24 protein-coding genes are annotated in these 23,076 nt (G+C 63.3%); 23 read left to right on the top strand and 1 reads right to left on the bottom strand.

What is annotated here, in order from left to right; all coding sequences use genetic code 11:
- Positions 1 to 292: 292 nt before the first annotated feature.
- The 23 genes from PSTU_RS0112275 (at position 293) to PSTU_RS0112165 (ending at position 21,835) form a co-directional block, all read left to right on the top strand.
- Positions 293 to 2,083 carry an SLC13 family permease gene (locus tag PSTU_RS0112275; protein ID WP_019341328.1) on the top strand — a complete coding sequence of 597 codons (1,791 nt, stop codon included), beginning with the start codon at positions 293 to 295 and terminating at the stop codon, positions 2,081 to 2,083.
- A 91-nt stretch (positions 2,084 to 2,174) separates the two neighbouring features.
- Positions 2,175 to 3,452, top strand: coding sequence for a bifunctional O-acetylhomoserine aminocarboxypropyltransferase/cysteine synthase (locus PSTU_RS0112270; RefSeq protein WP_029404753.1), 1,278 nt, complete (start codon positions 2,175 to 2,177; stop codon positions 3,450 to 3,452).
- A 73-nt stretch (positions 3,453 to 3,525) separates the two neighbouring features.
- Complete coding sequence (trxC, locus tag PSTU_RS0112265) at positions 3,526 to 3,960, top strand: thioredoxin TrxC (protein ID WP_019341326.1); 435 nt, start codon at positions 3,526 to 3,528, stop codon at positions 3,958 to 3,960.
- 304 nt (positions 3,961 to 4,264) lie between these two features.
- Positions 4,265 to 4,984: a beta-ketoacyl synthase chain length factor gene (locus PSTU_RS0112260; protein ID WP_019341325.1), complete on the top strand. Its 720-nt coding sequence runs from the start codon at positions 4,265 to 4,267 to the stop codon at positions 4,982 to 4,984.
- Positions 4,960 to 5,769 (top strand): lysophospholipid acyltransferase family protein, encoded by an 810-nt coding sequence (locus tag PSTU_RS0112255; protein WP_019341324.1) that lies wholly within the window; start codon positions 4,960 to 4,962, stop codon positions 5,767 to 5,769. Before PSTU_RS0112260 ends, PSTU_RS0112255 begins: the two co-directional genes overlap by 25 nt.
- Positions 5,750 to 6,022, top strand: coding sequence for a phosphopantetheine-binding protein (locus PSTU_RS0112250; RefSeq protein WP_019341323.1), 273 nt, complete (start codon positions 5,750 to 5,752; stop codon positions 6,020 to 6,022). Before PSTU_RS0112255 ends, PSTU_RS0112250 begins: the two co-directional genes overlap by 20 nt.
- A gap of 1 nt (position 6,023) precedes the next feature.
- Complete coding sequence (locus PSTU_RS0112245; protein WP_019341322.1) at positions 6,024 to 6,281, top strand: acyl carrier protein; 258 nt, start codon at positions 6,024 to 6,026, stop codon at positions 6,279 to 6,281.
- Positions 6,282 to 6,363: 82 nt separating this feature from the next.
- The gene (locus tag PSTU_RS0112240) at positions 6,364 to 6,942 is read left to right on the top strand and encodes a hypothetical protein (RefSeq protein WP_019341321.1); all 579 of its coding nucleotides are present in this window, start codon (positions 6,364 to 6,366) and stop codon (positions 6,940 to 6,942) included.
- Entirely contained in the window at positions 6,939 to 8,618 is a 1,680-nt protein-coding gene (locus PSTU_RS0112235; RefSeq protein ID WP_019341320.1) for an acyl-CoA synthetase family protein, read from the top strand. Before PSTU_RS0112240 ends, PSTU_RS0112235 begins: the two co-directional genes overlap by 4 nt.
- Complete coding sequence (locus PSTU_RS0112230; RefSeq protein ID WP_019341319.1) at positions 8,615 to 9,439, top strand: glycosyltransferase family 2 protein; 825 nt, start codon at positions 8,615 to 8,617, stop codon at positions 9,437 to 9,439. The genes PSTU_RS0112235 and PSTU_RS0112230 overlap by 4 nt, the downstream gene beginning before the upstream one ends.
- Positions 9,436 to 10,377 (top strand): hypothetical protein, encoded by a 942-nt coding sequence (locus PSTU_RS0112225; RefSeq protein ID WP_019341318.1) that lies wholly within the window; start codon positions 9,436 to 9,438, stop codon positions 10,375 to 10,377. The genes PSTU_RS0112230 and PSTU_RS0112225 overlap by 4 nt, the downstream gene beginning before the upstream one ends.
- On the top strand, positions 10,364 to 12,043 hold the full coding sequence (locus PSTU_RS21080; RefSeq protein ID WP_019341317.1) for an aromatic amino acid ammonia-lyase: 1,680 nt from the start codon (positions 10,364 to 10,366) through the stop codon (positions 12,041 to 12,043). The genes PSTU_RS0112225 and PSTU_RS21080 overlap by 14 nt, the downstream gene beginning before the upstream one ends.
- Positions 12,036 to 12,461, top strand: coding sequence for an acyl-CoA thioesterase (locus PSTU_RS0112215; RefSeq protein ID WP_019341316.1), 426 nt, complete (start codon positions 12,036 to 12,038; stop codon positions 12,459 to 12,461). Before PSTU_RS21080 ends, PSTU_RS0112215 begins: the two co-directional genes overlap by 8 nt.
- Positions 12,461 to 13,078 (top strand): outer membrane lipoprotein carrier protein LolA, encoded by a 618-nt coding sequence (locus tag PSTU_RS0112210; protein ID WP_019341315.1) that lies wholly within the window; start codon positions 12,461 to 12,463, stop codon positions 13,076 to 13,078. The genes PSTU_RS0112215 and PSTU_RS0112210 overlap by 1 nt, the downstream gene beginning before the upstream one ends.
- Positions 13,062 to 15,401 (top strand): MMPL family transporter, encoded by a 2,340-nt coding sequence (locus PSTU_RS0112205; protein WP_019341314.1) that lies wholly within the window; start codon positions 13,062 to 13,064, stop codon positions 15,399 to 15,401. The genes PSTU_RS0112210 and PSTU_RS0112205 overlap by 17 nt, the downstream gene beginning before the upstream one ends.
- Positions 15,402 to 15,549: 148 nt before the next feature.
- Entirely contained in the window at positions 15,550 to 16,803 is a 1,254-nt protein-coding gene (locus PSTU_RS0112200; RefSeq protein WP_019341313.1) for an NAD(P)/FAD-dependent oxidoreductase, read from the top strand.
- Entirely contained in the window at positions 16,800 to 17,327 is a 528-nt protein-coding gene (locus PSTU_RS0112195) for a DUF3261 domain-containing protein (protein WP_019341312.1), read from the top strand. Before PSTU_RS0112200 ends, PSTU_RS0112195 begins: the two co-directional genes overlap by 4 nt.
- Positions 17,324 to 18,514: a beta-ketoacyl-[acyl-carrier-protein] synthase family protein gene (locus tag PSTU_RS0112190; RefSeq protein WP_019341311.1), complete on the top strand. Its 1,191-nt coding sequence runs from the start codon at positions 17,324 to 17,326 to the stop codon at positions 18,512 to 18,514. The genes PSTU_RS0112195 and PSTU_RS0112190 overlap by 4 nt, the downstream gene beginning before the upstream one ends.
- Positions 18,511 to 18,963: a hotdog family protein gene (locus tag PSTU_RS0112185; RefSeq protein WP_019341310.1), complete on the top strand. Its 453-nt coding sequence runs from the start codon at positions 18,511 to 18,513 to the stop codon at positions 18,961 to 18,963. Before PSTU_RS0112190 ends, PSTU_RS0112185 begins: the two co-directional genes overlap by 4 nt.
- Positions 18,960 to 19,688 carry a 3-oxoacyl-ACP reductase FabG gene (fabG, locus tag PSTU_RS0112180; protein ID WP_019341309.1) on the top strand — a complete coding sequence of 243 codons (729 nt, stop codon included), beginning with the start codon at positions 18,960 to 18,962 and terminating at the stop codon, positions 19,686 to 19,688. The genes PSTU_RS0112185 and fabG overlap by 4 nt, the downstream gene beginning before the upstream one ends.
- Complete coding sequence (locus PSTU_RS0112175) at positions 19,688 to 20,914, top strand: beta-ketoacyl-ACP synthase (protein WP_019341308.1); 1,227 nt, start codon at positions 19,688 to 19,690, stop codon at positions 20,912 to 20,914. The genes fabG and PSTU_RS0112175 overlap by 1 nt, the downstream gene beginning before the upstream one ends.
- A 33-nt stretch (positions 20,915 to 20,947) precedes the next feature.
- Positions 20,948 to 21,388, top strand: a complete 441-nt coding sequence (locus tag PSTU_RS0112170) for a hypothetical protein (protein WP_019341307.1) — start codon at positions 20,948 to 20,950, stop codon at positions 21,386 to 21,388.
- 153 nt (positions 21,389 to 21,541) lie between these two features.
- Positions 21,542 to 21,835 carry a hypothetical protein gene (locus PSTU_RS0112165; protein ID WP_019341306.1) on the top strand — a complete coding sequence of 98 codons (294 nt, stop codon included), beginning with the start codon at positions 21,542 to 21,544 and terminating at the stop codon, positions 21,833 to 21,835.
- A 47-nt stretch (positions 21,836 to 21,882) separates the two neighbouring features.
- On the opposite strand, the gene hemE is transcribed toward PSTU_RS0112165, so the two are convergent.
- On the bottom strand, positions 21,883 to 22,947 hold the full coding sequence (hemE, locus tag PSTU_RS0112160; protein WP_019341305.1) for a uroporphyrinogen decarboxylase: 1,065 nt from the start codon (positions 22,945 to 22,947) through the stop codon (positions 21,883 to 21,885).
- Positions 22,948 to 23,076 lie beyond the last annotated feature (129 nt).

The following is a 23,076-nucleotide window of genomic DNA, read 5'->3' as shown; positions in this document are numbered from 1 at the left end:
TCGCTTAACACCTTGCTCCATCGAGTTCTCCAACGGCTCGGGGGAAAGGTGTAAACCTTATTCAGGACGGGACACCACCAACTCGAAAGCCGCACACTGCGCGGCTTTCTCGTTTTTCTTGCCGCCGTCCGTTGCAAATGCCTCATGTGAGGCGGCGGTACGACCAACCATTCAAATAGCGAAATCGCATATAAACCTGAACAAACGTTCCTAGACTCTCTAAGCGGCCACCCCTATCGTTCGCGCGGGGCCGCTGTCTGTGGCCCGTTGTTACGCCACGTTAAGGACGTTCATGCTCTCTGATTCACTGCCGCTGCTGTTCGTCTGCGCCTTGCTGCTCTGGGTGCTGGTGTCTTTCGTGCGGGAGACCTGGAGCCCGGATATCGTTGTGGCGATTGCGGTGGCGGTGTTGATCGCCGTCCAGTTGCTGACGCCGGCGGAGGTGCTTGGCGTGCTGTCGAACTCCGCGCCCGTCACCATTGCTTGCATGTTCGTGATATCCGCCGCGCTGGAGCGTACCGGCTGCATCGATGCGCTGGGCAACTGGCTGGGCGGACTGGTCGGCACCAGCCCGACCCGTGTGCTCGGCGGGCTGACGATTACTGCGCTGGTCATTTCGGCCTTTCTCAACAACACCCCGGTGGTCGCAATCCTGACACCGGTGGCGATTTCGCTGGCCACGCGCGCCGGCACCACGCCTTCGAAGCTGCTGATTCCGCTTTCCTACGCCACCATTCTCGGCGGCACGCTGACGATGATCGGGACCTCGACCAACATTCTGGTCGATGGCGTGGCGCGCAAGGCGGGTCTCGCGCCGTTTGGCATGTTCGAGATCACTGGCGCCGCGCTGGTGCTCGCAGCAGCCGGCATGCTCTACATGATGACTATCGGCAAGCGGCTGCTGCCGGAGCGAGACACACTGTCCAAGCTGCTTGGGGCAAGGCTCGATCGTACTTTTATGAGCGAACTGCGGGTCCCGCAGGGTTCCCCGGTGATTGGCAAGAGCATTGCCGAGGCCAACCTCAATGGGGGCAGCGGTCTGCAGGTGCTGCAGGTCAACCGCGGCGCTCACCTGAACAGCCGGCCTGAACAGGACTTTCGCCTGTTGGCTGGCGATGTGCTGGTGATCCACGGACAGGTGAAGGATGTGGTCGAGCTTCGGGGCAGCGGACATCTGACTTTCAACCGCGGTAATGCCTTCGAGACCATCAGCAGCGAGGATGAAGTGCTCGCAGAAGCCATCGTCGGCCGCAATTCGCGTTATAGCCACCGACCGATGCGCGACCTCGATCTCCGCGCCCGCTACGGCATCAACGTGCTCGCCGTGCACCGCCAGGACGAGAACATCCAGGGGAATCTGGACGACTTCCAGCTGCAGTTCGGCGACGTGATGCTGGTCGAGGGCACGCCGGCACAGATCAAGCGCTTCGCCGACAACGGTGAGCTGATCAGCCTCAACGCCGTGCAAGAGCGCGCGTTTCGCCGCGACAAGGCACCGATCGCCATTGGCACCACGCTGATGGTGATGCTGCTGGCGGCGTTTGGCGTGATGCCGATCGAAGGTCTGGCGATCATCGGCGCCGCAGCCGTACTCGCGACCCGCTGCCTGGATGTCGAAGATGCCTACAAGGCGGTGGACTGGAAGATTCTCAGCCTGATCTTCGGCATGCTCGCCATTAGCATCGCGATGAACAAGGTCGGACTGGTCGAACTGATCGTCTCCAGCGTCGTCGACCTGACGCCTTGGGCTGGGCCGCTGTTCATGCTGGGGTTCATCTACCTGTTCACCTCGGTGCTCACCGAAATCCTGTCCAACAATGCCGTCGCCGTGCTCGTCACCCCGATCGCGATCGGCCTTGCCCAGCAGCTCGGCATCGACCCTCGCGCCTTCGTGGTCGCGGTGATGTTCGCCGCCAGCGCCAGCTTCGCCACGCCCATTGGTTATCAAACCAACACCTTTGTCTACAACGCCGGTGGCTATCGCTTCGTCGACTTTCTCAAAGTCGGCATTCCGCTGAACCTCTTGCTGTGGGTCGTCGCGACACTGGTGATTCCACTGTTCTGGCCGCTCACGCCGCTCTGACAGGAGGCGTTGTTCTGGATCATTGACCGAGTTGGCGTTCAGTTTCATGCTCTGGGCCTTTGCCCCGATGAACAAGAACAAGGAGCGCCCCATGAAGCTGGAAACCCTCGCCGTCCATGCCGGCTACAGCCCGGACCCGACGACCCGCGCGGTCGCAGTACCGATTTACCAGACCACCTCGTATGCGTTCGACGATACCCAGCATGGCGCGGATCTGTTCGATCTGAAGGTTCCCGGCAACATCTATACACGCATCATGAACCCCACCACCGACGTGCTCGAGCAGCGCGTCGCGGCACTGGAAGGCGGTGTGGCGGCACTGGCTGTGGCCTCTGGAATGGCGGCAATCACCTATGCCATCCAGACCATCGCCGAAGTGGGCGACAACATCGTCTCGGTCGCCAAACTCTACGGCGGGACCTACAACCTGTTCGCTCATACGCTGCCGCGCCAAGGCATCGAGGTGCGTTTCGCCGCCCATGATGACATCGACGCGCTGGAGGCATTGATTGACGACCGCACCAAGGCGGTCTTCTGCGAGTCGATTGGCAACCCCGCCGGCAATGTCATTGATCTTCAGGCCCTGGCAGACGCTGCGCACCGTCATGGTGTTCCACTGATCGTCGATAACACGGTCGCCACGCCAATGCTCTGCCGGCCAATCGAGCACGGTGCAGATATAGTAGTGCATTCGCTGACTAAGTACATGGGCGGCCACGGCACCAGCATCGGTGGCATCGTCGTCGACTCCGGCAAGTTTCCATGGGCGCAGCACAAGGAGCGCTTCGCGCTGCTCAACACGCCAGACGTGTCCTACCACGGCGTCACCTACACCGAGGCGTTCGGCCCCGCCGCCTTCATCGGCCGCTGCCGGGTGGTGCCGCTGCGCAACATGGGCGCGGCGATTTCACCGTTCAATTCGTTCCTGATCCTGCAGGGCATGGAGACACTGGCGCTGCGCATGGAGCGCCACTGCGAGAACGCCTTGAAGGTCGCCGAGTATCTGCGAGCACACCCGCAGGTGGCGTGGGTGAAATATGCCGGGCTGGCCGATCATCCGGAGCACGAATTGGCGCGTCGCTATATGCGTGGCACACCTGCGTCGATTCTCTGCTTCGGCATCGAAGGCGGCATGGAGGCCGGCGCACGCTTCATCGATGCGCTCAAGCTGATCGTGCGGCTGGTCAATATCGGCGACGCCAAATCGCTGGCCTGCCACCCGGCCAGCACCACGCACCGGCAGCTAAACGCCGAAGAACTCGCCCGGGCAGGCGTTTCCCAGGATCTGATCCGTCTGTCCATCGGCATCGAGCACATCGATGACATCCTCGCCGACCTGACCCAGGCCCTGGACGCAGCCAAGGGCTAAGGCGTACAGCGCCTGCTTGATATCGGCCAGCGAGGCTCCACATTACTGCAACAGACCGCTGTGGAGCCTCGCCATGACCGACTCGCTGATCATCCCCTGCGCACAATGCGCCAGCCTCAACCGTATACCCGCTGATCGGCTGCATGACGCGCCACGCTGCGGGCGTTGCAAGTCCGATGCACTGCCAAACACGCCATTCGAGCTGCAGCAAAGCCAGTTCGCCAACCAGATCAAGGGCGATTTGCCGCTGCTGGTGGACGTCTGGGCCAGCTGGTGCGGCCCGTGCCGCAGTTTCGCCCCGACCTTCGCTCAGGCCGCCGCTCAGCTGCAGGGCCGCTGCCGATTGGCCAAACTGGACAGCGAGGTCAATCCGCAACTGTCTAGCCAACTCGGCATCCGCTCGATTCCCAGTCTGATCCTGTTCAAGGGCGGTAAAGAAGTGGCGCGTCAGAGCGGCGCGATGCCATTGCCGCAGCTGCTGGCCTGGCTCCAACAGCATGGGATATGACAGCGACTTGCCCGGCTGCTGAGCGGGTGTAAGAAAAAGCCAACGTGGGTCGACACTGGCATCAGCACGGCGTGCTCGAGTGTGCCAGCCACCTCCGCCAAACCTCGAACAGACCATTGAATCGGGCGTTCAGTTCCGTGCACCAGGCCTGCCTTTTATCCGGATATGTCACGCAACGTTTGCCTAGGCTTCAGCGCGATTGGATAATGCCGCCGTTTTCGCGGCCGACATTTACCGATAGTCGCTGTACAGGGACGTCGACACGCCAATAACAAAGGCTCGAGGATGAGCCGGTGAGTTCAGCGTGATTCAATTCGAAATCGATCAATGGCAGGCGTGGGCTCCAGGCCTGGCGAGTACTGATGACTGGGCCGATTGGGTCCGGAACCCGTGCGAGCTCGAGAGCAAAGACGCACAACCGGACGTCAGTTTCCTGCCGGCCATGCAACGTCGCCGCCTGAGTCACCTGGCGCGCATGGTCTTCGCCGTGGCCACTCCTCTGGCGACTGGCCGACCACCGATGCCACTGGTTTATGCCTCCCGTCATGGCGAGACCGCGCGCACCTTCGCCATCCTCAATGATCTGGCGAGCGACGAGCCGCTTTCCCCTACCCAGTTCAGTCTGTCGGTGCACAACGCGATCATCGGTCTCTGGTCCATTCATCAGCAGGACAGCAGCGAGATGACCGCATTGGCCGCCGAAGGCGATGGGCTGGAGCATGCCGTGCTCGAAGCCGCCTTATTGCTCGGCGAAGGCGCTCCCGAGGTATTGGTGGTGGTCGCCGAAGACCAACCCCCCGCGGTTTATGCGCCCTGGATCAGCGACGTCAGCTTTCCTTATGCCGTGGCGCTGGTGCTTAAGCTGGGTAAGACGTGGCAATTGAGCCTCGAAGCCGCAGAGCCAGCCGCCCAGCAGGTAACGCACCCGCATGCGATCAAACTGGTCCGTACGCTGCTCAACGACCAACCAACCTTGCAAAACCGCTGGGGGAGCCGCCAATGGAACTGGCAGCAGACCCATTGAACCGTCGATACAGCGCGCCGTGGCTGTGGCGTCTGGTCGCGACCGGGCTGTCATTCATGCTGTTCGGTGTCGGCGGGCTCTGCCTGCGACTGATCGTTTTCCCTCTGCTTGCGCTGCTGCCAGGCGATAAAGCCGAGCACCGTCGCCGCGCGCGTCAGACCGTAAGCCGGCTGTTCTGGCTATTCGTTCAGTTCATGTATCGCAGCGGCGTACTGACCTACGAGGTCGAAGGCGCCGAACGCCTCGGTCGCCCTGGGCAACTGGTGATCGCCAACCATCCGTCGCTGATCGACGTGGTGGTGCTGATCGCGCTGATTCGCGACGCCAACTGTGTGGTCAAGCAAAGCCTGTGGGACAACCCCTTCACCCGCGGACCGATCCGTGGGGCCCAGTACATCAGTAACAACGGCAGCGCCGAGATGCTCGACGAAGCAGCCGACGCGCTGAGAGAAGGCCAGACGCTGATCATCTTTCCCGAAGGCACGCGCACCACGCCCGGCCAGGCGCCGCAGTTTCATCGGGGCGCAGCGGCTATCGCGCTGCGTGGCGCACGTATGGTCACGCCAGTGGTGATCAGCGTGACGCCCACCACCCTGACCAAGGCCGAGCCCTGGTATCGCATTCCGGCAAGACGTTTTCATTTTCATCTGCGCGTCGGTGAGGATATCGACCCGCAGCTGTTCGCCGCCCGTGGCGCAGCACCTATCGCCTCGCGGCAACTCAACGATCATCTGCATCGACACTTCAAAAAGGAGCTCGCATTCGATGAGCCAACTGCAGCTTGAAATCAAGCAACTGATCATCGACGCCCTTGGTCTGGAAGACCTCGGCCCGGACGATATCGCAGCCGACCAGCCGCTATTTGGCGAAGGGCTCGGGCTGGATTCGGTCGATGCGCTGGAGCTGGGCCTGGCAATCCAGAAGCGCTTCGGCATCAAGATCGACGCTGATGCCAAGGACACCCGCAAGCATTTCGCCAGTGTCGACAGCCTGGCCGCTTACGTCAGCGCCAACCGCGCCCTCACCGAGGAGGCCTGAAATGAAAAGCCGCGACGAGATCTTCCAGACCCTGCGTGATGCACTGGTTGAGCTATTCGAGCTCGAACCCGAGCGGATCAGTCTGGAAGCCAACCTCTACCAGGACCTGGAAATCGACAGCATCGACGCGGTCGACCTGATCGATCACATCAAGCGCCAGACCGGCAAAAAGATTGCCGCTGAGGAGTTCAAGTCGGTACGGACGGTCGGCGATGTCGTCGAAGCGGTGTATCGACTGGTCAACCCGCAACCGGCCTGACCCGCCCGATCAACAGAACAGCCATTGTCCGGGTAGCCGCAGCGTTAGCCGGAGCAGGCTCCATGCGCAAACGGAAGGCACGATGCATGCACCCGCACCAACAGGCAAAGCGAACGCCAACCGGCTGATCGGCCTTGGCCTGCTGCTGGCAGGCCTCGCCTACCCGTTTGTTGTGTACTTTGGCCTGGAGCACTTGTCGCCCCGGCTGTTCGCCCTGCTGCTCGGCACGCTCTGGTTGGCTCGCCTATGCAGCGGCAAGCAAACGCCGCTGGGCTACACGATGGCAGCGACCGCGCTGCTGTTCTGCCTGTTGCTCGGGCTGGCGGGCGAGCCGGCGCTGCTGCGCTGGTATCCGGTACTGATCAGCCTGGCGCTGTTCGGCCTGTTTGCCGGCAGCCTCGTCTCTGGCATGCCGATCATCGAGCGCCTTGCGCGGCTGAGCGAGCCCGACCTCCCGCCCGCAGCGGTGCGCTATACGCGGCTGGTGACCTGGGTATGGCTGGGCTATTTCATCATTAACGCCGGCATCGCCAGCGGACTCGCACTCTGGGCGCCGCTGAGCTGGTGGACGCTGTACACCGGGCTGATCGCCTATCTGCTGATGGGACTGTTATTCGCCGGTGAGTGGCTGGTACGCCAGCGAGTCAGGAAAGCGACATGAACTGGATCGCCCTCGAACACCTGCTCGACCAGGCGCCCAAGTCGCGCCCGGTCACGCTCGATCCTGCGCTGGAGCATGCCGAACTGCGACAGCAAGCGCTGCGTCTGGCCGCAGGGCTGCGTAACCGCGGCGTCGCCCGACTCGCGGTACATCTGGAGGACGCCGGCGAGCTGGCGATTGCCCTGCTCGGCGCCTGGCGAGCCGGCGTGACGGTGCTGCTGCCGGCCGATCTGCAGCCCGCGAGCCGTGCGCGCCTGGCTCATCAGGCCGATCTCTGGCTGACAGACCAGGACGGCGATGCGCGTCTCTCGGAGCTCTTCGCCGAACCGCTGGAGCCGGCCAAGCTGGACCTGGACGGGTGCCGACTGCTGCTCTGCACGTCCGGCTCCAGTGGCGAACCGAAGCTGATCGACAAGCGCCTACGCCAGCTGGCGAACGAGGTGGAAATCCTCGAAGCCTGCTGGGGCGCCGATCTCGGCGATGCCTGCGTGATCGCCAGCGTCGCGGCGCAGCACATCTATGGGCTGCTGTTCCGTGTGCTCTGGCCGCTGTGCGCGGGCCGGCCGTTTCTGCGCCGCGCACAACCCTTCCCTGAAGATATCCAGCTAGCCAGCCGCCAGCATTTGCGCTTCTGCTGGGTAGCGAGCCCGGCGTTGCTCAAGCGCATGGGCGACAACCTCGACTGGCTGGCGTTGCGCAGCGTACGACGGGTGTTTTCCTCGGGCGGAGCGCTGGATGCCGAGGCCGCGCAGCGCCTGCAGGAGCGCCTGGGCCAGCTGCCCACGGAAATCTACGGCAGCTCGGAGACCGGTGGTATCGCCTGGCGCCAAGGCGGCGATCTGTGGCAACCCTTCCCGGGCGTCCAGTTGGGCCAGGACGACAACGGAGCTTTGCGCATCGCCTCGCCCTGCCTGCCGCCAGGTCATACCGAACAGACGGCCGACGCGGCGCGAATCGAGCGCGATGGGCGCTTCGAATTGCTCGGCCGGCTGGATCGCATCGTCAAGCTGGAAGAAAAGCGCATCTCACTGCCGATGCTGGAAACAGCCCTGGCCACACACCCTTTTGTCAGCGAAGCGCGCCTCGGCGTGGTCAGCGACAACCGCGCCTACCTCGCGGCGCTGGTGGTGCTGAGCGAAGCCGGCCTGCACGCCCTGCGCAACGGCGGCCGCCGCGCATTGACCGAGACACTGCGCAAGCACCTGGCGAATCACTGCGAAACGCTGGCCTTGCCGCGCCGCTGGCGGCTGCTGACTCAGCTGCCCTACAACAGCCAGGGCAAGCTGCCCCAGGCACAACTTGATGCGCTGTTGCTGGCACCACGGCCATTGCTGCCCGAGCGCCTCAGCGTCTCCCGGGATGAGGATCAATGGCAGCTTCTGCTGGCCGTCCCGCCGGACCTGGCGCACTTCACCGGGCACTTTCCGCAAACCCCGGTTCTGCCCGGTGTGGTGCAGATCGACTGGGCCATTGGCCTCGCCCGCGAGTTGATCGCTGACCTGCCGCCGAGCTTTCAAGGCATGGAAGTGCTCAAGTTCCAACAGCTCGCCCGTCCGGGTGATCAGCTGAGCCTGACCCTGCGTTTCGACCGCGAGCGCAGCAAGCTGTATTTCGCATACCGCAACGGTGACGCGCCCTGCTCGTCCGGCCGCATTCTGCTGGGAGATCCTCTGTGACCACGCTTACCCCGCTCAAGCCTGCGATGACGGCCGTGCCCGTTGCGAACCACCATCAGCAGTTGTCACTGGCGATCGACGATGACTGGTTCAAGCCATGCGCGGTGGTGCCGGTGTACAACCATGAGGCCAGCCTGCCCAATGTCGTCCGCGCGTTGCTTGCCGAACACCTGCCGTGCGTACTCGTTGATGACGGTTCCAGCCCGGCTGCGGCGGAGATCATCGATGAATTGGCCGAGCAGCCACTGGTGCACCTGCTCCGCCACAGCCGCAACCAGGGCAAGGGCGCTGCGGTGATCTCCGGCTTGCGCGAGGCGTCGCGTCTGGGTTTTAGCCACGCACTGCAAGTTGATGCCGACGGCCAACATGACCTGAGCGGCGTGCCGCTGTTCCTCGACCGCGCCAGCCAGGCGCCGGATGCGCTGATCTGCGGCTACCCGCAGTACGATTCGAGTGTGCCGAAGGGGCGCCTCTATGCGCGCTACCTGACCCACGTCTGGGTTTGGATCAACACCCTGTCATTGTCGATCCGCGATTCCATGTGCGGCTTTCGTGTCTACCCGCTGCAGCCGACCCTGGCACTGCTCGATTCGACAGCGCTGGGCCAGCGCATGGACTTCGATACCGAAATCCTGGTGCGCCTTCACTGGCGTGAACAGCCGATGGTCTGGCTGCCGACGCGGGTGCACTATCCGGTCGATGGGGTTTCGCATTTCCGTCTGTGGCGCGACAACCTGCTGATCTCGTCGATGCACGCACGGCTGTTTGGCGGCATGCTCATGCGTGCGCCCAAGTTGCTCTGGCGGCGGCTGTGCCGATGAGCGAAAAAGCCGCAGCCGGCTCGCATTGGGCCGCGAATCGCGAACGGGGCAATTTTGCCTTGATGAAATTGACGGCCTGGGCCGTGCGCCTGCTTGGCCGACGCACCATGGCGCCGCTGCTGTACCTGATCGTGCTGTATTTCTATCTGTTCAACCGCAGCGCGCGGCAGAGTGCTTGGCAGTACCAGCAGAACCTTGCGGCTTATAGCGGCCGTGCCGACCTGGCGCCCGGCTGGCGCTCGGTCTACCACCAGTTCATGGCCTTCGCCGATGCCTTGCTGGACAAGCTCGATGTCTGGGGCGGACGCCTGGCGCTGGATCGACTGGTGCTGTACGACAGCGCCGACCTGCACGCTGACCTCAAGGCACCGCGCGGCCAGCTGCTGGTCGGCTCGCACCTGGGCAATCTGGAGATCTGCCGGGCCCTGGCGGAAATGGGCCGCAAGGTAAAGATGAACGTCCTGGTGCACACCCGTCACGCCGAACAGTTCAACCGCCTGCTGGATGAATCCGGGGCGAACAACATGCGGCTGATTCAGGTCAGCGAACTCGACCCGGCGATCATGATGGAGTTGTCCCAGCGGCTGGATCAGGGCGAATGGCTGGCCATCGCCGGTGACCGGGTGCCGCTGCAGGGCGCGCGCATCGCTACGGCCGACTTTCTTGGCCAGCCGGCCGCGTTCCCACAGGGGCCGTGGCTACTGGCCGGCCTGCTGCAATGCCCGGCGAATCTGCTGTTCTGTCTGAAACATGCTGGGCAATTTCATGTCCATCTGGAGCCCTTCGCCGATCGCATCGAGTGGCGGCGTGGCCAGCGCGATGCCGTGGTGCAGGCGTGGGTTCAGCGCTACGCGGATCGACTGGCGGCACGCTGCCTGGAAGCCCCTTTGCAATGGTTCAACTTCTACCCTTTCTGGAACACCCATGAACAACGCTGAGCCCGTGATCTTTGGTGAGAACCACCTGCGTATCGAAGACCTGCTGGCCGTCGCCCAAGGCCATGCGCCCGCCCGGCTGCAGTCCGATGCGGCCTTCCGTGAGCGGATTGCCCGCGGCGCGCAGTTCCTCGACACCCTGCTCGACCGCGAAGGCGTGATCTATGGCGTGACCACCGGTTATGGCGATTCGTGTGTGGTGGCGGTGCCGCTGCATCAGGTCGAGGCACTGCCGCAGCACCTGTTCACCTTCCACGGCTGCGGCCTGGGCAAGCTGCTCGACGCTGAAGCCACTCGCGCAGTGCTGGCTGCCCGTCTGCGCTCGCTGACGCACGGCATGTCCGGGGTGCGCATCGAGTTGCTCGAGCGTTTGCAGGCGTTCCTCGAACATGACGTCTTGCCGCTGATTCCCGAAGAAGGCTCGGTCGGTGCCAGCGGTGACCTGACGCCGCTGTCCTATGTCGCCGCAACCCTGGCGGGTGAGCGCGAGGTGATGTATCGCGGCGAGCGCCGTAGCGCCGCCGAGGTGCATCGCCAGCTTGGCTGGACGCCGCTGACTCTGCGGCCCAAGGAAGCGCTGGCGCTGATGAATGGCACGGCGGTGATGACCGGCCTGGCCTGCCTCGCCTATGCCCGTGCCGATTACCTGCTGAAACTGGCCACCCGCATCACGGCGCTCAATGTCGTCGCACTGGAAGGCAACCCCGAGCATTTCGATGAGCGCCTGTTCGCTGCCAAGCCGCATCCGGGACAGATGCAGGTGGCCGCCTGGATTCGCCAGGACCTTGCCATCGAGGCGCCGACCGCACCCAAGGCCGCTGGAAGCGTCGCGAGCGACGGAGCGGCAAGGCGAGAGACGGCGAGGCCGCGGAGTCTACAAGCAGTAAATGAGCAGGCCGAGCCGGCTCTCAACGCCGCCGAACCGAGCGCAGTAGCTTCCAGTGGTCTTGGTATGCATCGTCTGCAGGACCGCTATTCCATCCGCTGCGCACCGCACGTGCTGGGCGTGCTCGCCGATAGCCTGGGCCTGCTGCGGCAGTTCATCGAAACCGAACTGAACAGCGCCAATGACAACCCGATCATCGACGCTGACAACGAGCGCGTGCTGCACGGCGGGCATTTCTACGGCGGGCATATCGCCTTTGCCATGGACAGCCTGAAGAATCTCGTCGCCAACGTCGCCGACCTGCTCGACCGCCAGCTCGCGCTACTGGTCGACACCCGCTACAACCACGGCTTGCCGAGCAACCTGTCCGGCGCGCCCGCCGCCACCGCGATGATCAATCACGGCTTCAAGGCGGTGCAGATCGGCGCCAGCGCCTGGACCGCCGAAGCGCTGAAGAACAGCATGCCCGCCAGCGTCTTCTCGCGGTCCACCGAGTGCCACAACCAGGACAAGGTCAGCATGGGCACCATCGCCGCCCGCGATGCGCTGCGCAGCCTGGAGCTGACCGAACAGGTGGCTGCCGCCACACTGATTGCCGCGAACCAGAGCGTCTGGCTGCGCCAGCGTCAGCCGGCGGCACGGGCACTCCCGGCACCGCTCGCAGTGATGCACGAAGCGCTTGCCGAAGACTTCCCACCGCTGATCGAAGACCGTGCGCTGGAAGGCGAGCTGCGCCTGTGCCTACAGCGCATCCGTGCGCAGCACTGGGGGTTGTATGCGTAAGGGCGGCGTACTGCAGGCAGAAATCGAAGTGCTGGTGCCCTTTTTCGATGTCGATTCCATGGACATCGTCTGGCACGGCCACTACGTCAAATATTTCGAGATGGCGCGCTGCGCCCTGCTCGACCGCATCGGTCACAACTATGTGCAGATGAGGGACGCCGGCTATGGCTGGCCGATCATCGACGTGCAGCTGCGCTACATCCGCGGTGCCCGTTTCAATCAACGCATCATTGTCCGTGCCGATCTGGTCGAGTGGGAGAACCGCCTGAAGATCAATTACCTGATCAGCGACGCCGAGACCGGCGAGCGCATGACTCGTGGCAGCACCGTTCAGGTCGCCGTGGAGATCGCCAGCCGTGAAATGCTGCTGGCCTCGCCAAAGGTGCTGGTCGATGCCGTGGAGCGCGCACTGCTGTGATGCGCCTAGTCAACCGCCCCTCTTCGCGCGCGCTGATTGCCCTGTGTCTGCTGCTGGCGGTGACCGCCCGCGCCAACGCGTTCGACCTGCTCCAACTCAGCTTGCAACTGCGCGAACCCACGGTTGTTCGCGGCGCCTTCACCCAGGAAAAATACCTGCGCGCCCTGCCCCAGCCACTGGTTAGCGCGGGCACCTTCGTCCTGGCGCGCGACAGGGGTCTGCTCTGGTTTCTGGAAGACCCGGTGCAACAGGATTACCGCATCAGCGCCGCCGGGATCGCCCGACGCACGCCCAGCGGCTGGCAGCAGACCCGCCAGCAAGGGCCCGCCGCGCGACAGAACGAGCTGTTTCTCGCCGTACTGCAGGGCGATACCGAAGCCTTGCAGCGTGATTTCGAATTGCAATTGACTGGCACTGCGCAAGCCTGGGCGCTGACGCTGACGCCGCGCTCCCGGCTGCTGGCACAGATCTTCTCCAGCATCCTGATCCAGGGAAGCGCCACCGCCGAGCGTATCGAGCTGCGTGAAGCCCAGGGCGACAGCACACTGCTGTTGCTGACCGACATCCAGATCGACGATCAGTTGAGCCCCAGCGAGCACCATGACCTCACCGACTGATCACGCGCTCAGGCTGCCGGACTGGCTTTCCTCGCTGTTCCTCCTGGCACTGCTCGGGCTGGTCGCGTTGACCGCATGGCAATGGCGCGATGGCGCGCCAGTCAGCGCCAATTTGCTGCAGTTGTTGCCCAGCGGTGCGCCTGGAGAACTGGAGCAACTCGCCGAGCAGCGCGTGCAGGAACCGCTGAATCGCGATCTGATGCTGCTGGTTGAGCATGCCGACGAAGACACTGCAGTTGCGCTGGCTAAGGATGTGGCCGGCAATCTCAAGGCCAGCGGCCTATTTACGCAGATTCGTCGCTCCGTGCAGGCCGATTTGCCGGCCGTACGCCAGCAATTACTGGATCAACGTCTGGTATTGCTCGACCGGACCAGCCGCGAAGCCTTGATCGCCTCACCCGAGGCGTTCATTCAGCAACGCCTGCAGCGCCTGTTCAGCCCGTTTGAAAGCACCAGCCTGGTGCCGGCCGAAGAAGACTGGTTCGGCCTGGCCGACCTGGCGCAGCGGCGACTGCCACAATCGGGCAATATCCACCCGCGCCTCGATGGCGCGCTGCTGGCCGAACATGACGGCCAGCGCTGGGCGGTTATCCATGCACAGATCGACGGCGATGCCTTCGATGACAAGCTGCCGCTGCAGGTGGACGATCAGGTTCGTGCCGCTCGCCGATTGGTTGAGGCTCAGCAGGGCCAGCTGCTCGCTGCTGGCGGCGTGCTGCATGCCGCATATGGGCAGCGCCAGGCACGCGAGGAAGCGGGCCTGATCGGCAGCGTTTCGCTCGTCGCCACCCTGGCCCTGCTGCATCTGTTGTTCCGTACGCCACGTGTGCTGCTGGTCGCCTTGCCAGTGCTGGTCGGCGCGCTCAGTGGCGCCGCGGCCTGTGTTGCGCTGTTCGGTCAGATCCATGTACTGACGCTGGTGCTGGGAGCCAGCCTGGTCGGTGTCAGCATCGATTTTCCGCTGCACTACCTGTCCAAGAGCTGGACGTTGCAACCATGGCAGGCCTTTCGTGCCTTACGCCTAACGCTGCCCGGCCTCGCGCTGGCGCTGGCGACCAACGTCATCGGCTATATGGCCATGGCGTTTACGCCGTTTCCGGCACTGAGCCAGGTCGCGGTGTTTTCTGCGGCCGGACTGCTCGGGGCCTTCGCCTGCGCCACCTGCCTGCTACCGGCGTTGGTGAACGTTCCGTTACAGCCATGGGCCGCCCCGCTGAGCTGGGCTGAACGCGCCTTGAATGTGCGTCGGCGCCTGCTCGGGCACCTTTCCTCGCGCTGGCTACTGGCCGGCTTCGTGGTGTTCTGCCTGGCCGGTATCAGCCAGGTGTCGTTCAAGGATGACCTGCGCCAATGGGTCAGCCGCGCACCGGCGCTGCAGCAGCAGGCCGAGCGCATCGGCCAGATCACCGGCTTCGAGCCGACCAGCCAGTATTTCCTGGTTCGCGCACAGACGCCCGACGAGTTGCTGGAGCGTCAGGAAGCGCTTGGCACTCGCCTCGATGAGCTGGTCGCAGAGCAGAAGCTGCACGGCTATCTTGCCCTGAGCCAATTGGCCGCCCCAACCGTTGCCCAGGAGCGCCTGCATCTCGCGCTGCCTCGCCTGCTGCAATACAGCCAGCCACTGCTGGCGCTTGGCATCACTACAGAGGTGCTCGAAAAGGAACTCGCCGACCTCGAAGCGCTATCCGTAACCGGCCTCGATCAGGTGTTGGCCGGGCCGCTTGCCGAACTTTGGCGCCCGCTCTGGCTGGGTACGCGAAGCGACGGCACAGTTGCTGGCCTGATCAGCCTGCAGGGGCTCCGCGACAGTTCGGCGCTGCACGGCCTGGCTGACGGTATCGGCGGGGTCAGCCTCATCGACCGGCCCGCCGAGCTGAATCGTCTGTTTGCCGAGACCCAGCGCCAGGCCGCGCTGCTCAAGCTGCTTGCCGCTGTCGTCATTCTGGCGCTGCTGTGCCTGCCATTCGGCTGGCGCGGTGCCCTGCGTTGTTTGGCTGTTCCGCTGCTGGCCGCGCTTGGCAGCCTTGCCTGCCTCGGCTGGCTGGGCCAGCCATTGACCCTGTTTGGCCTGTTCGGCCTGCTGTTGGTCACGGCGATCGGTGTGGATTACGCCATTCTCATGCGTGAGCAAATCGGTGGCGCCGCGGTGAGCCTGGTCGGCACGCTTCTCGCGGCCGTCACCACCTGGCTGTCGTTCGGCCTGCTAGCCTTGTCGAGCACGCCGGCTGTGAGCAACTTTGGCCTGGCGGTGGGCATCGGCCTGGTATTCGCATTTCTGCTCGCGCCCTGGGCTGCAGAAACCACCGGAAACCCAGCATCTTGATCCTCCGGCGTGGCACCGCGTTATGGCCTCGGAGGGCCTGGGCTGGCATTCCAGCAAGGCCTGGCTACGACGTCCGGCTGAATAGCGAATCGTTTTACCCAACCCGCCGGCAGCAACCGGCCTCTGTCCTCCTTACCGAGTCGAACACATGAAGGCTTCCTCGCATTCTGAAAACCGTAGCGTTGTCGTTATTGGCGCAGGGCCTTCCGGGGCCATCGCTGCTGCCCTGCTCAAGCGCCAGGGGCACGACGTGCTGGTCATTGAGCGACAACGGTTTCCGCGCTTTTCGATTGGCGAAAGCCTGCTCTCGCATTGCCTGGATTTCATCGAGGAAGCCGGCATGCTCGAGGCGGTACAGGCGGCCGGCTTTCAGACCAAGCATGGCGCGGCCTTTGGCTGCGGTGAACGCTACACCGAGTTCGATTTCCGCGACAAATTCACTGAAGGCCACGGCAGCACCTATCAGGTTCAGCGGGCGGATTTCGACAAGCTGCTGGCCGATCAGGCCGCGCTGCAAGGCGTAGAGATTCGCTACGAAGAGGAAATTACCGCCGCAGATTTCGACGGCCCGCGCCCGAGTTTGCAGGTGTGCCGCCTCGACGGTAGCGAATACGCGCTCCAGGCCGACTTCGTCCTCGACGCCAGCGGCTACGGCCGGGTGCTGCCGCGCTTGCTCGATCTGGAAGCGCCGTCGAGCTTTCCGCTGCGCCGTGCGGTGTTCACCCACATCAGGGACAACATTGACGACCCGCACTTTGACCGCAACAAGATCCTCATCACCACCCACCCGGAACTGCGCGACGTCTGGTTCTGGACCATCCCGTTCAGCGATGGCCGCTGCTCGCTGGGCGTGGTGGCCGGCGCCGAACGCTACGAAGGCCGTCCGGTGGATCTGGACGCCTGTCTCAAGGAATTCGTCATGGAGGCCCCCAACCTCAAGCGCATCCTCAAGCATGCGGAATGGGACATCCCAGCGCGCCCGATCAACGGCTATTCGGCAAGCGTCAAAACACTGCACGGCCCCGGTTTCGCACTTCTAGGTAATGCCGCCGAGTTTCTCGACCCGGTGTTCTCATCCGGCGTCACCATCGCGATGCGCTCGGCGAGCATGGCGGCCGCAGTATTGCACCGACAGCTGAGCGGCGAGGCAGTGGACTGGGAAAGCGAATTCGCAGCGCCGCTTAAACGGGGCGTGGATACTTTCCGCACCTATGTCGAGGGCTGGTACGACGGCAGCTTCCAGGACGTCATTTACTACGAACGGGCCCAGCCGGAGATTCGCCGGATGATCTGCTCGATTCTCGCTGGTTACGCCTGGGACGACCGCAACCCCTATGTCGCCGAGCCTCAACGCCGCTTGCGCGTATTGGCCGAGCTCTGTGCCACTCCAACGCCCGCATGATCGCGTTGAAACACTGCCTGCCACGTCTGATCTGGCTGTCACTGCTGCTGTTGCTCGGTGCCTGCGCCCAGCAACAGCCTTTGCCGAGCCAGACGCCATTGCTGTCGTTGCCGATGCAGTTGCATGTCCAACGTCACGAGCACGGCAGCACGGATAGCTGGCTATTGGTGATCCAGCAGGAAGGCGCTGCCTTGCGCTGGTCACTGTTCAATCCGCTGGGCGTGCCCCTGGCGCGCCAGCTACTTCTTGATGGAAGTTGGCAAGCCGATGGGTTGCTGCCGCCCAATGCCGAAGCGCGTGCGCTGTTTGCCGCGCTGCTATTCGCACTCAGCCCCGCCGAGCAGCTAGACGAACTCTATGCGGGCCAGCCCTGGACGCTGCAGGGGAGTAGCCGCTCTCTGGCAGACGGCACCTCGGCCTGGCACGTTCGCTATCAGGATAATGGCGGCTTCGAACTCGACGTCGGGCCGACGCTGACCTATGGTGTCGCGCCTATCGCGCCAGCCGGAGCCCGCCAACCATGACCGCCTACCTCAATGCACTCGGGCTGATTTGCGCCCTGGGGCGCGGCAAGGCTGAAGTTGCCCAGCGGCTGCTGGCCGGCGACGGCTCAGGTATGCAGCCGCATCCTCAGGCGATTGCCGGGCGCAGCCTGCCGGTCGGCGCCGTCACCAGCGAGCTACCCTCACTTGGCAATGCGCCGCTGCAGCATGTCACTCGCAACAATCAGCTGCTGTTGGCTGCGCTGGAGGAAATCGAACCCGAATTGCATGAGGCGATCTCGCGCTTCGGTCCAGGCCGTGTCGGGGTGGTCATGGGGACCAGCACCTCTGGCATCCAGGAGGCAACCCAAGGAATCGCGCGCCTGGTGCGTGATGGGCACCTACCATCCAGCTATCACTACGCTCATCAGGAGCTTGGCGCACCAGCCAGCTTCATCAGCGAGCGGCTGCAGCTCAGCGGCCCGAGCTACTCGATATCCACGGCCTGTACCTCCAGCGCGCGAGCACTGCTCAGTGCCAAACGGTTGCTGGATGCAGGCATTTGCGATGCAGTGATCTGTGGCGGCGTGGATACCCTGTGCGATCTGACACTGCGCGGCTTCAGCGCCCTCGAGGCTACCAGCCTTCGCGTCTGCAATCCGTTCTCGGCCAACCGCGACGGCATCAATATTGGCGAAGCAGCAGCAGTTTTCCTGATGACGCGTGAGCGCGCGTCGATTGCCCTGCTAGGCGGCGGCGCCAGCTCCGATGCCCACCACATCTCCGCCCCTGACCCGCAGGGGTTGGGTGCGATAGAGTCGATGGGCAACGCATTGAGCAGCGCCGGAATCCTGCCCGAACAGATCGGTTATCTGAACCTGCACGGCACGGCCACTCGGCACAACGATGCGATGGAAAGCCTGGCTGTGGCCACGGTATTTCCGGCTGGCGTGCCTTGCTCGTCCACCAAGCCGCTTACCGGCCACACCCTCGGTGCCGCCGGCGCCCTGGAAGCGGCGTTCTGCTGGCTGCTGTTGTCGAAAAACAACCCCACCCAATTGCTACCGCCGCATCGATGGGATGGCGAGCAAGACGCCGAATTGCCTCGCCTTGACCTCGTCGTAGCCGGCACCGTAGCGGCAGCGACTGCCGCACCGCGACGCATGATGAGCAACTCATTCGCCTTTGGCGGTAATAACATCAGCCTGATCCTCGGGGATGCACCATGATCGATTGGCCAGTCGCCGAACTGCTACCTCATGCGGGAGACATGATCCTGCTCGATGCGGTCGAGTCATTCGATGCCGAAAGCATCACCGCCCATCTGCAGGTCAAAAGCGCCGGCTTGCTCAATCTGCCCGACGGCAGTCTGCCGGCCTGGGCCGGCATCGAGATCATGGCGCAGACGGTCGCCGCCTTTGCCGGCTGTCAGGCACGGCTGGTCGGGCAACCGGTGGAACTGGGCTTTCTGCTGGGTACGCGCAGCTTCCAATGCAACGTCGAGCACATCCCGGCCGGCAGCCGGTTACGTATCCATGCGATACGTTCGCTGCAGGATGACAACGGCATGGGCGTGTTCGAATGCCATCTCGACGGGCCCGACATCCATGCCGAGGCGCGTCTCAACGTGTTCCGCCCGCCCGAAGTGGCGAATTATCTGCAAGAGCCTTCACCATGAGTAAAAGCATCCTCGTCACTGGTTCCAGCCGTGGCATCGGCCGCGCCATTGCCTTGCGCCTGGCGCAAAGTGGCCACGACATCGTTCTGCATTGTCGCGCGCGGCGGGACGAGGCGGAAACCGTCCAGGCGCAGATTCAGAAGATGGGTCGCACAGCGCGAATCCTGCAATTCGATGTAGCTGACCGCGCGCAATGCCGTGAACAGCTGGAAGCGGATGTCGAAACCCATGGCGCCTACTACGGGGTTGTCTGCAACGCCGGACTGACCCGCGACGGCGCTTTTCCGGCCTTGACCGAGGACGACTGGGATCTGGTCATGCGCACCAACCTGGACGGTTTCTACAATGTGCTGCAGCCGTTGACCATGCCGATGATCCGGCGCCGCCAGCCGGGGCGAATCGTTTGTATCACCTCTGTTTCGGGATTGATCGGCAACCGCGGCCAGGTCAACTACAGCGCCTCCAAAGCTGGTGTGATCGGCGCGGCCAAGGCCTTGGCCGTCGAACTCGGTAAACGGCGGATTACCGTCAACTGCGTGGCGCCCGGCCTGATCGACACCGACATGCTCGACGACAACCTGCCCATCGAGGAAATGCTCAAGATGATCCCCGCACAGCGCATGGGCACGCCGGAGGAAGTCGCCGGCGCGGTCAATTTCCTGATGTCGGAAGAGGCGAGCTACATCACCCGTCAGGTTCTGGCGGTCAACGGCGGGTTGTGCTGATGAAGCGTGTCGTCGTCACCGGCATGGCCGGCATTACGTCCCTGGGCAGCGACTGGGCGTCTATCGAAGCCAACTTCAGCGCCAATCGTAGCGGCATTCGCTACATGCAGGAGTGGGATCGGTTCAGCGAACTCAACACCCGGCTGGCGGGACCGGTGGATGACTTCGCCGTCCCCAAGCACTGGACGCGCAAGCAACTGCGCAGCATGGGCCGGGTATCACGGTTGTCGGTAAAGGCTGCAGAACAGGCTCTCAATCACGCGGGCCTGCTCGACGATCCGTCGATCCGCGACGGTCGCATGGGCGTCGCCTGCGGCTCATCCACCGGCAGCACCGAGGACATCAAAGCCTTCGGCAATATGCTGCTCAACTCCGTCGCTGACGGGCTGAATGCCAACTCCTACATCCGCATGATGCCGCACACCACGGCGGCGAATATCAGCATCTTCTTCGGCCTGACTGGCCGGGTCATTCCAACATCCAGCGCCTGCACCAGCGGCAGTCAGGGGATCGGCTACGCGTACGAGGCGATCAAGTTCGGCCGCCTGCCGATGATGCTCGCCGGGGGCGCCGAGGAACTCTGCGCCACCGAAGCCATGGTGTTCGACGCCCTGTATGCGACCAGCCTGAAGAACGACGCGCCGCACACCACACCGCGCCCCTACGATGCTGGCCGCGATGGGCTGGTGATTGGCGAAGGTGCCGGCATGCTGGTGCTCGAAGAGCTGGAGCATGCTCGGGCCCGCGGCGCTACGATCCATGCCGAGCTGGTCGGCTTTGGCAGCAATGCCGACGGCCAGCACGCCACCAAACCCGAACAGCTGACCATGCGCCGTGCCATGGAGCTGGCGCTGGAAGACGCCGGCCTGCAACCCGGCGCCATTGGCTACGTAAACGGTCATGGCACCGCCACCGAGCAGGGCGATATCGCCGAAACCCTGGCGACCCAATCGTTGTTTGGCAGCGGTATGCCGATCAGCTCGCAGAAGAGCTTCCTTGGCCATACGCTGGGCGCCTGCGGCGCGCTGGAGTCCTGGTTCAGCATCGAGATGCTGAACAACGACCGCTACATCCATACGCTCAATCTGGACAGCATCGATCCGCGCTGTGGCGAACTGGACTACCTCGTCGGCGCACCGCGAGTGATGCAGCACGGATTCGTGATGAACAACAATTTCGCCTTTGGCGGGATCAATACCTCCTTGATCTTCCGCCGCTGGGCTTGATCCATTAACCCAAAACACCGCAAGGAGAAGGCAATGAAGAAAAACACATGGATCGGCGCAGCACTGCTGCTTTGCGTGCTACCTGGAATCAGCCACGCCCGCGATACCACGCATTACCTGCCATTCGATCAGGTAGTGGCTGAAGCCACCGCTTCCGGCAAGCTGGACGGCAGCGTCAAGTTCCACCTTGCGGGCACGACCCCCAAAGGCGCGCAGATCATTCGCAGCGGCGTAACCACCAGCAAGAAAACCAACGCCTTCAACAAGACCGACGAGCGCGCCTGCAGCTGGGCGTTGCAGTCGGCGCTGATCAGCATGCAGCAGGCCGCCAAGGCGGCCGGCGCCAACGCCGTGGTGGACATCGCCAGCAACTACAAGCACGTCGAATATAAAGACAGCCAGAAGTATGAGTGCCATGCCGGCGCGATCATGGCCGGGGTTGCGCTCAAGGGTAACTTGGCGAAGGTCAAGTAGAACGCGAGCGCTCGCATCCGCCAGGGCGGGTGCGGGTGCATCGTTTCGGCGCCGTGGCGACCCAGTTGTCGCCTCGGCACCGAGCGCTGCCGAACAAATAACTGGACCGGCGAGTCAACAGAAGCAGACCCTTTCACTTCAAGGAGCTGCCCCATGTTCGGCAAGTCAATGCACAAGTTCGAAGTCAACTACCTCTTCCAGAACGAACCCCGTAACCATCTCATCGATTCGGAAGAAGAGCGCATGTCGCAAGCCAGTGCCGCTCGGCATCTGATCGAACTGCACAACGGCGATGCCGAAAACAGCCTGGTAATGCCGGATGCGAACGCCGACGAAGCCAAACTGCTGGAGCAGGCCGAAGTTATCGGCATCACCGATATCCGCGTGACCAAGCTGGTCCACGAACATGAGCCCGGCACGACACCCGGCCATTACCAGCAGCCATAAACCAAAAGAGCCGCGGTAAGCGGCTCTTTCTTTTCCGGGCGTTTAACTCAGCCGTGATACTTGGCCGACAGCTCGTGCACCGACTCGATGAAGGCACCGGCATGGGCCGGATCGACTTCTGGCGTGATGCCGTGGCCCAGGTTGAAGACGTGACCTTCGCCATGACCGAAACTCGCAAGAATGCGGTCGACCTCGGCACGGATCGCCTCCGGCTTGGCAAAAAGCACACTGGGGTCCATGTTGCCCTGCAACGCAACCTTGTCACCGACCCGCGCCCGCGCGTTGCCAATATCGCAGGTCCAGTCGAGGCCCAGCGCTTCGGCTCCGGTATCGGCCATGGATTCCAGCCACAAGCCGCCGCCCTTGGTGAACAGGATCACCGGTACGCGGCGCCCGTCGTGCTCGCGAATCAGACCATCGACGATCTTCTGCATGTAGGCCAGGGAGAACTCCTGATAGGCCGCGGCGGAAAGGCTGCCGCCCCAGGAATCGAAAATCTGCACGGCTTGCGCACCTGCCAGAATCTGCCCGTTGAGGTAGCTGGTCACCGACTGTGCCAGCTTGTCGAGCAGCGCGTGCATCGCTTGCGGGTTTTCGTAAAGCATCGCCTTGGACTTGCGGAAGTCCTTGGATGAGCCGCCTTCGACCATATAGGTCGCGAGCGTCCACGGGCTGCCGGAAAAGCCGATCAGTGGAACGCGGCCATTGAGCTCGCGGCGAATGGTGCGTACGGCGTCCATCACGTAACCCAGGTCTTTCTCCGGGTCCGGGATCGGCAGCGCTTCGATATCGGCCATGTTGCTGACGACCTTCTTGAAACGCGGCCCTTCGCCGGTCTCGAAGTAGAGGCCAAGACCCATGGCGTCAGGCACGGTGAGGATGTCCGAGAACAGGATCGCGGCATCCAGCGGATAACGCTCCAGTGGCTGAAGCGTAACCTCGCAGGCCAGTTCGGGGTTCATGCACAAGCTCATGAAATCGCCCGCCTTGCTGCGGCTAGCCCGGTATTCCGGCAGGTAGCGGCCGGCCTGACGCATCATCCACACAGGGGTGACGTCGACAGGTTGCTTGAGCAGGGCGCGGAGAAAGCGATCGTTCTTCAAGGCAGTCATGTCTGGGTTCCAGCAAAAGAGTGGCGGCATTGTCGCAAAGCGCAAAACAAAAGGCACGGCGAGTGCCGTGCCTTTTATCTCTGGGCTTGATTCTGGTCAGACTTTCGCCACGTCAGCGGCGAGCCCAAT

This window comes from Stutzerimonas stutzeri SDM-LAC (genome assembly GCF_000235745.1).
Taxonomy (GTDB): Bacteria; Pseudomonadota; Gammaproteobacteria; order Pseudomonadales; family Pseudomonadaceae; genus Stutzerimonas; species Stutzerimonas stutzeri_H.
This window is presented reverse-complemented; position numbering and strand designations above follow the sequence as displayed.

Excerpts from the sequence above, each read along its gene's own strand:
- PSTU_RS0112200 (WP_019341313.1), top strand. The coding sequence starts at position 15,550 with ATGAAGGCTTCCTCGCATTCTGAAAACCGTAGCGTTGTCGTTATTGGC.
- PSTU_RS0112195 (WP_019341312.1), top strand. The coding sequence starts at position 16,800 with ATGATCGCGTTGAAACACTGCCTGCCACGTCTGATCTGGCTGTCACTG.
- PSTU_RS0112240 (WP_019341321.1), top strand. The coding sequence starts at position 6,364 with ATGCATGCACCCGCACCAACAGGCAAAGCGAACGCCAACCGGCTGATC.
- PSTU_RS0112245 (WP_019341322.1), top strand. The coding sequence starts at position 6,024 with ATGAAAAGCCGCGACGAGATCTTCCAGACCCTGCGTGATGCACTGGTT.
- hemE (WP_019341305.1), bottom strand. The coding sequence starts at position 22,947 with ATGACTGCCTTGAAGAACGATCGCTTTCTCCGCGCCCTGCTCAAGCAA.
- PSTU_RS0112275 (WP_019341328.1), top strand. The coding sequence starts at position 293 with ATGCTCTCTGATTCACTGCCGCTGCTGTTCGTCTGCGCCTTGCTGCTC.
- trxC (WP_019341326.1), top strand. The coding sequence starts at position 3,526 with ATGACCGACTCGCTGATCATCCCCTGCGCACAATGCGCCAGCCTCAAC.
- PSTU_RS0112175 (WP_019341308.1), top strand. The coding sequence starts at position 19,688 with ATGAAGCGTGTCGTCGTCACCGGCATGGCCGGCATTACGTCCCTGGGC.
- PSTU_RS0112255 (WP_019341324.1), top strand. The coding sequence starts at position 4,960 with ATGGAACTGGCAGCAGACCCATTGAACCGTCGATACAGCGCGCCGTGG.
- fabG (WP_019341309.1), top strand. The coding sequence starts at position 18,960 with ATGAGTAAAAGCATCCTCGTCACTGGTTCCAGCCGTGGCATCGGCCGC.
- PSTU_RS0112250 (WP_019341323.1), top strand. The coding sequence starts at position 5,750 with ATGAGCCAACTGCAGCTTGAAATCAAGCAACTGATCATCGACGCCCTT.
- PSTU_RS0112165 (WP_019341306.1), top strand. The coding sequence starts at position 21,542 with ATGTTCGGCAAGTCAATGCACAAGTTCGAAGTCAACTACCTCTTCCAG.
- PSTU_RS0112270 (WP_029404753.1), top strand. The coding sequence starts at position 2,175 with ATGAAGCTGGAAACCCTCGCCGTCCATGCCGGCTACAGCCCGGACCCG.
- PSTU_RS0112225 (WP_019341318.1), top strand. The coding sequence starts at position 9,436 with ATGAGCGAAAAAGCCGCAGCCGGCTCGCATTGGGCCGCGAATCGCGAA.
- PSTU_RS0112185 (WP_019341310.1), top strand. The coding sequence starts at position 18,511 with ATGATCGATTGGCCAGTCGCCGAACTGCTACCTCATGCGGGAGACATG.
- PSTU_RS0112170 (WP_019341307.1), top strand. The coding sequence starts at position 20,948 with ATGAAGAAAAACACATGGATCGGCGCAGCACTGCTGCTTTGCGTGCTA.
- PSTU_RS0112190 (WP_019341311.1), top strand. The coding sequence starts at position 17,324 with ATGACCGCCTACCTCAATGCACTCGGGCTGATTTGCGCCCTGGGGCGC.
- PSTU_RS0112235 (WP_019341320.1), top strand. The coding sequence starts at position 6,939 with ATGAACTGGATCGCCCTCGAACACCTGCTCGACCAGGCGCCCAAGTCG.
- PSTU_RS0112215 (WP_019341316.1), top strand. The coding sequence starts at position 12,036 with ATGCGTAAGGGCGGCGTACTGCAGGCAGAAATCGAAGTGCTGGTGCCC.
- PSTU_RS0112210 (WP_019341315.1), top strand. The coding sequence starts at position 12,461 with ATGCGCCTAGTCAACCGCCCCTCTTCGCGCGCGCTGATTGCCCTGTGT.
- PSTU_RS0112205 (WP_019341314.1), top strand. The coding sequence starts at position 13,062 with ATGACCTCACCGACTGATCACGCGCTCAGGCTGCCGGACTGGCTTTCC.
- PSTU_RS21080 (WP_019341317.1), top strand. The coding sequence starts at position 10,364 with ATGAACAACGCTGAGCCCGTGATCTTTGGTGAGAACCACCTGCGTATC.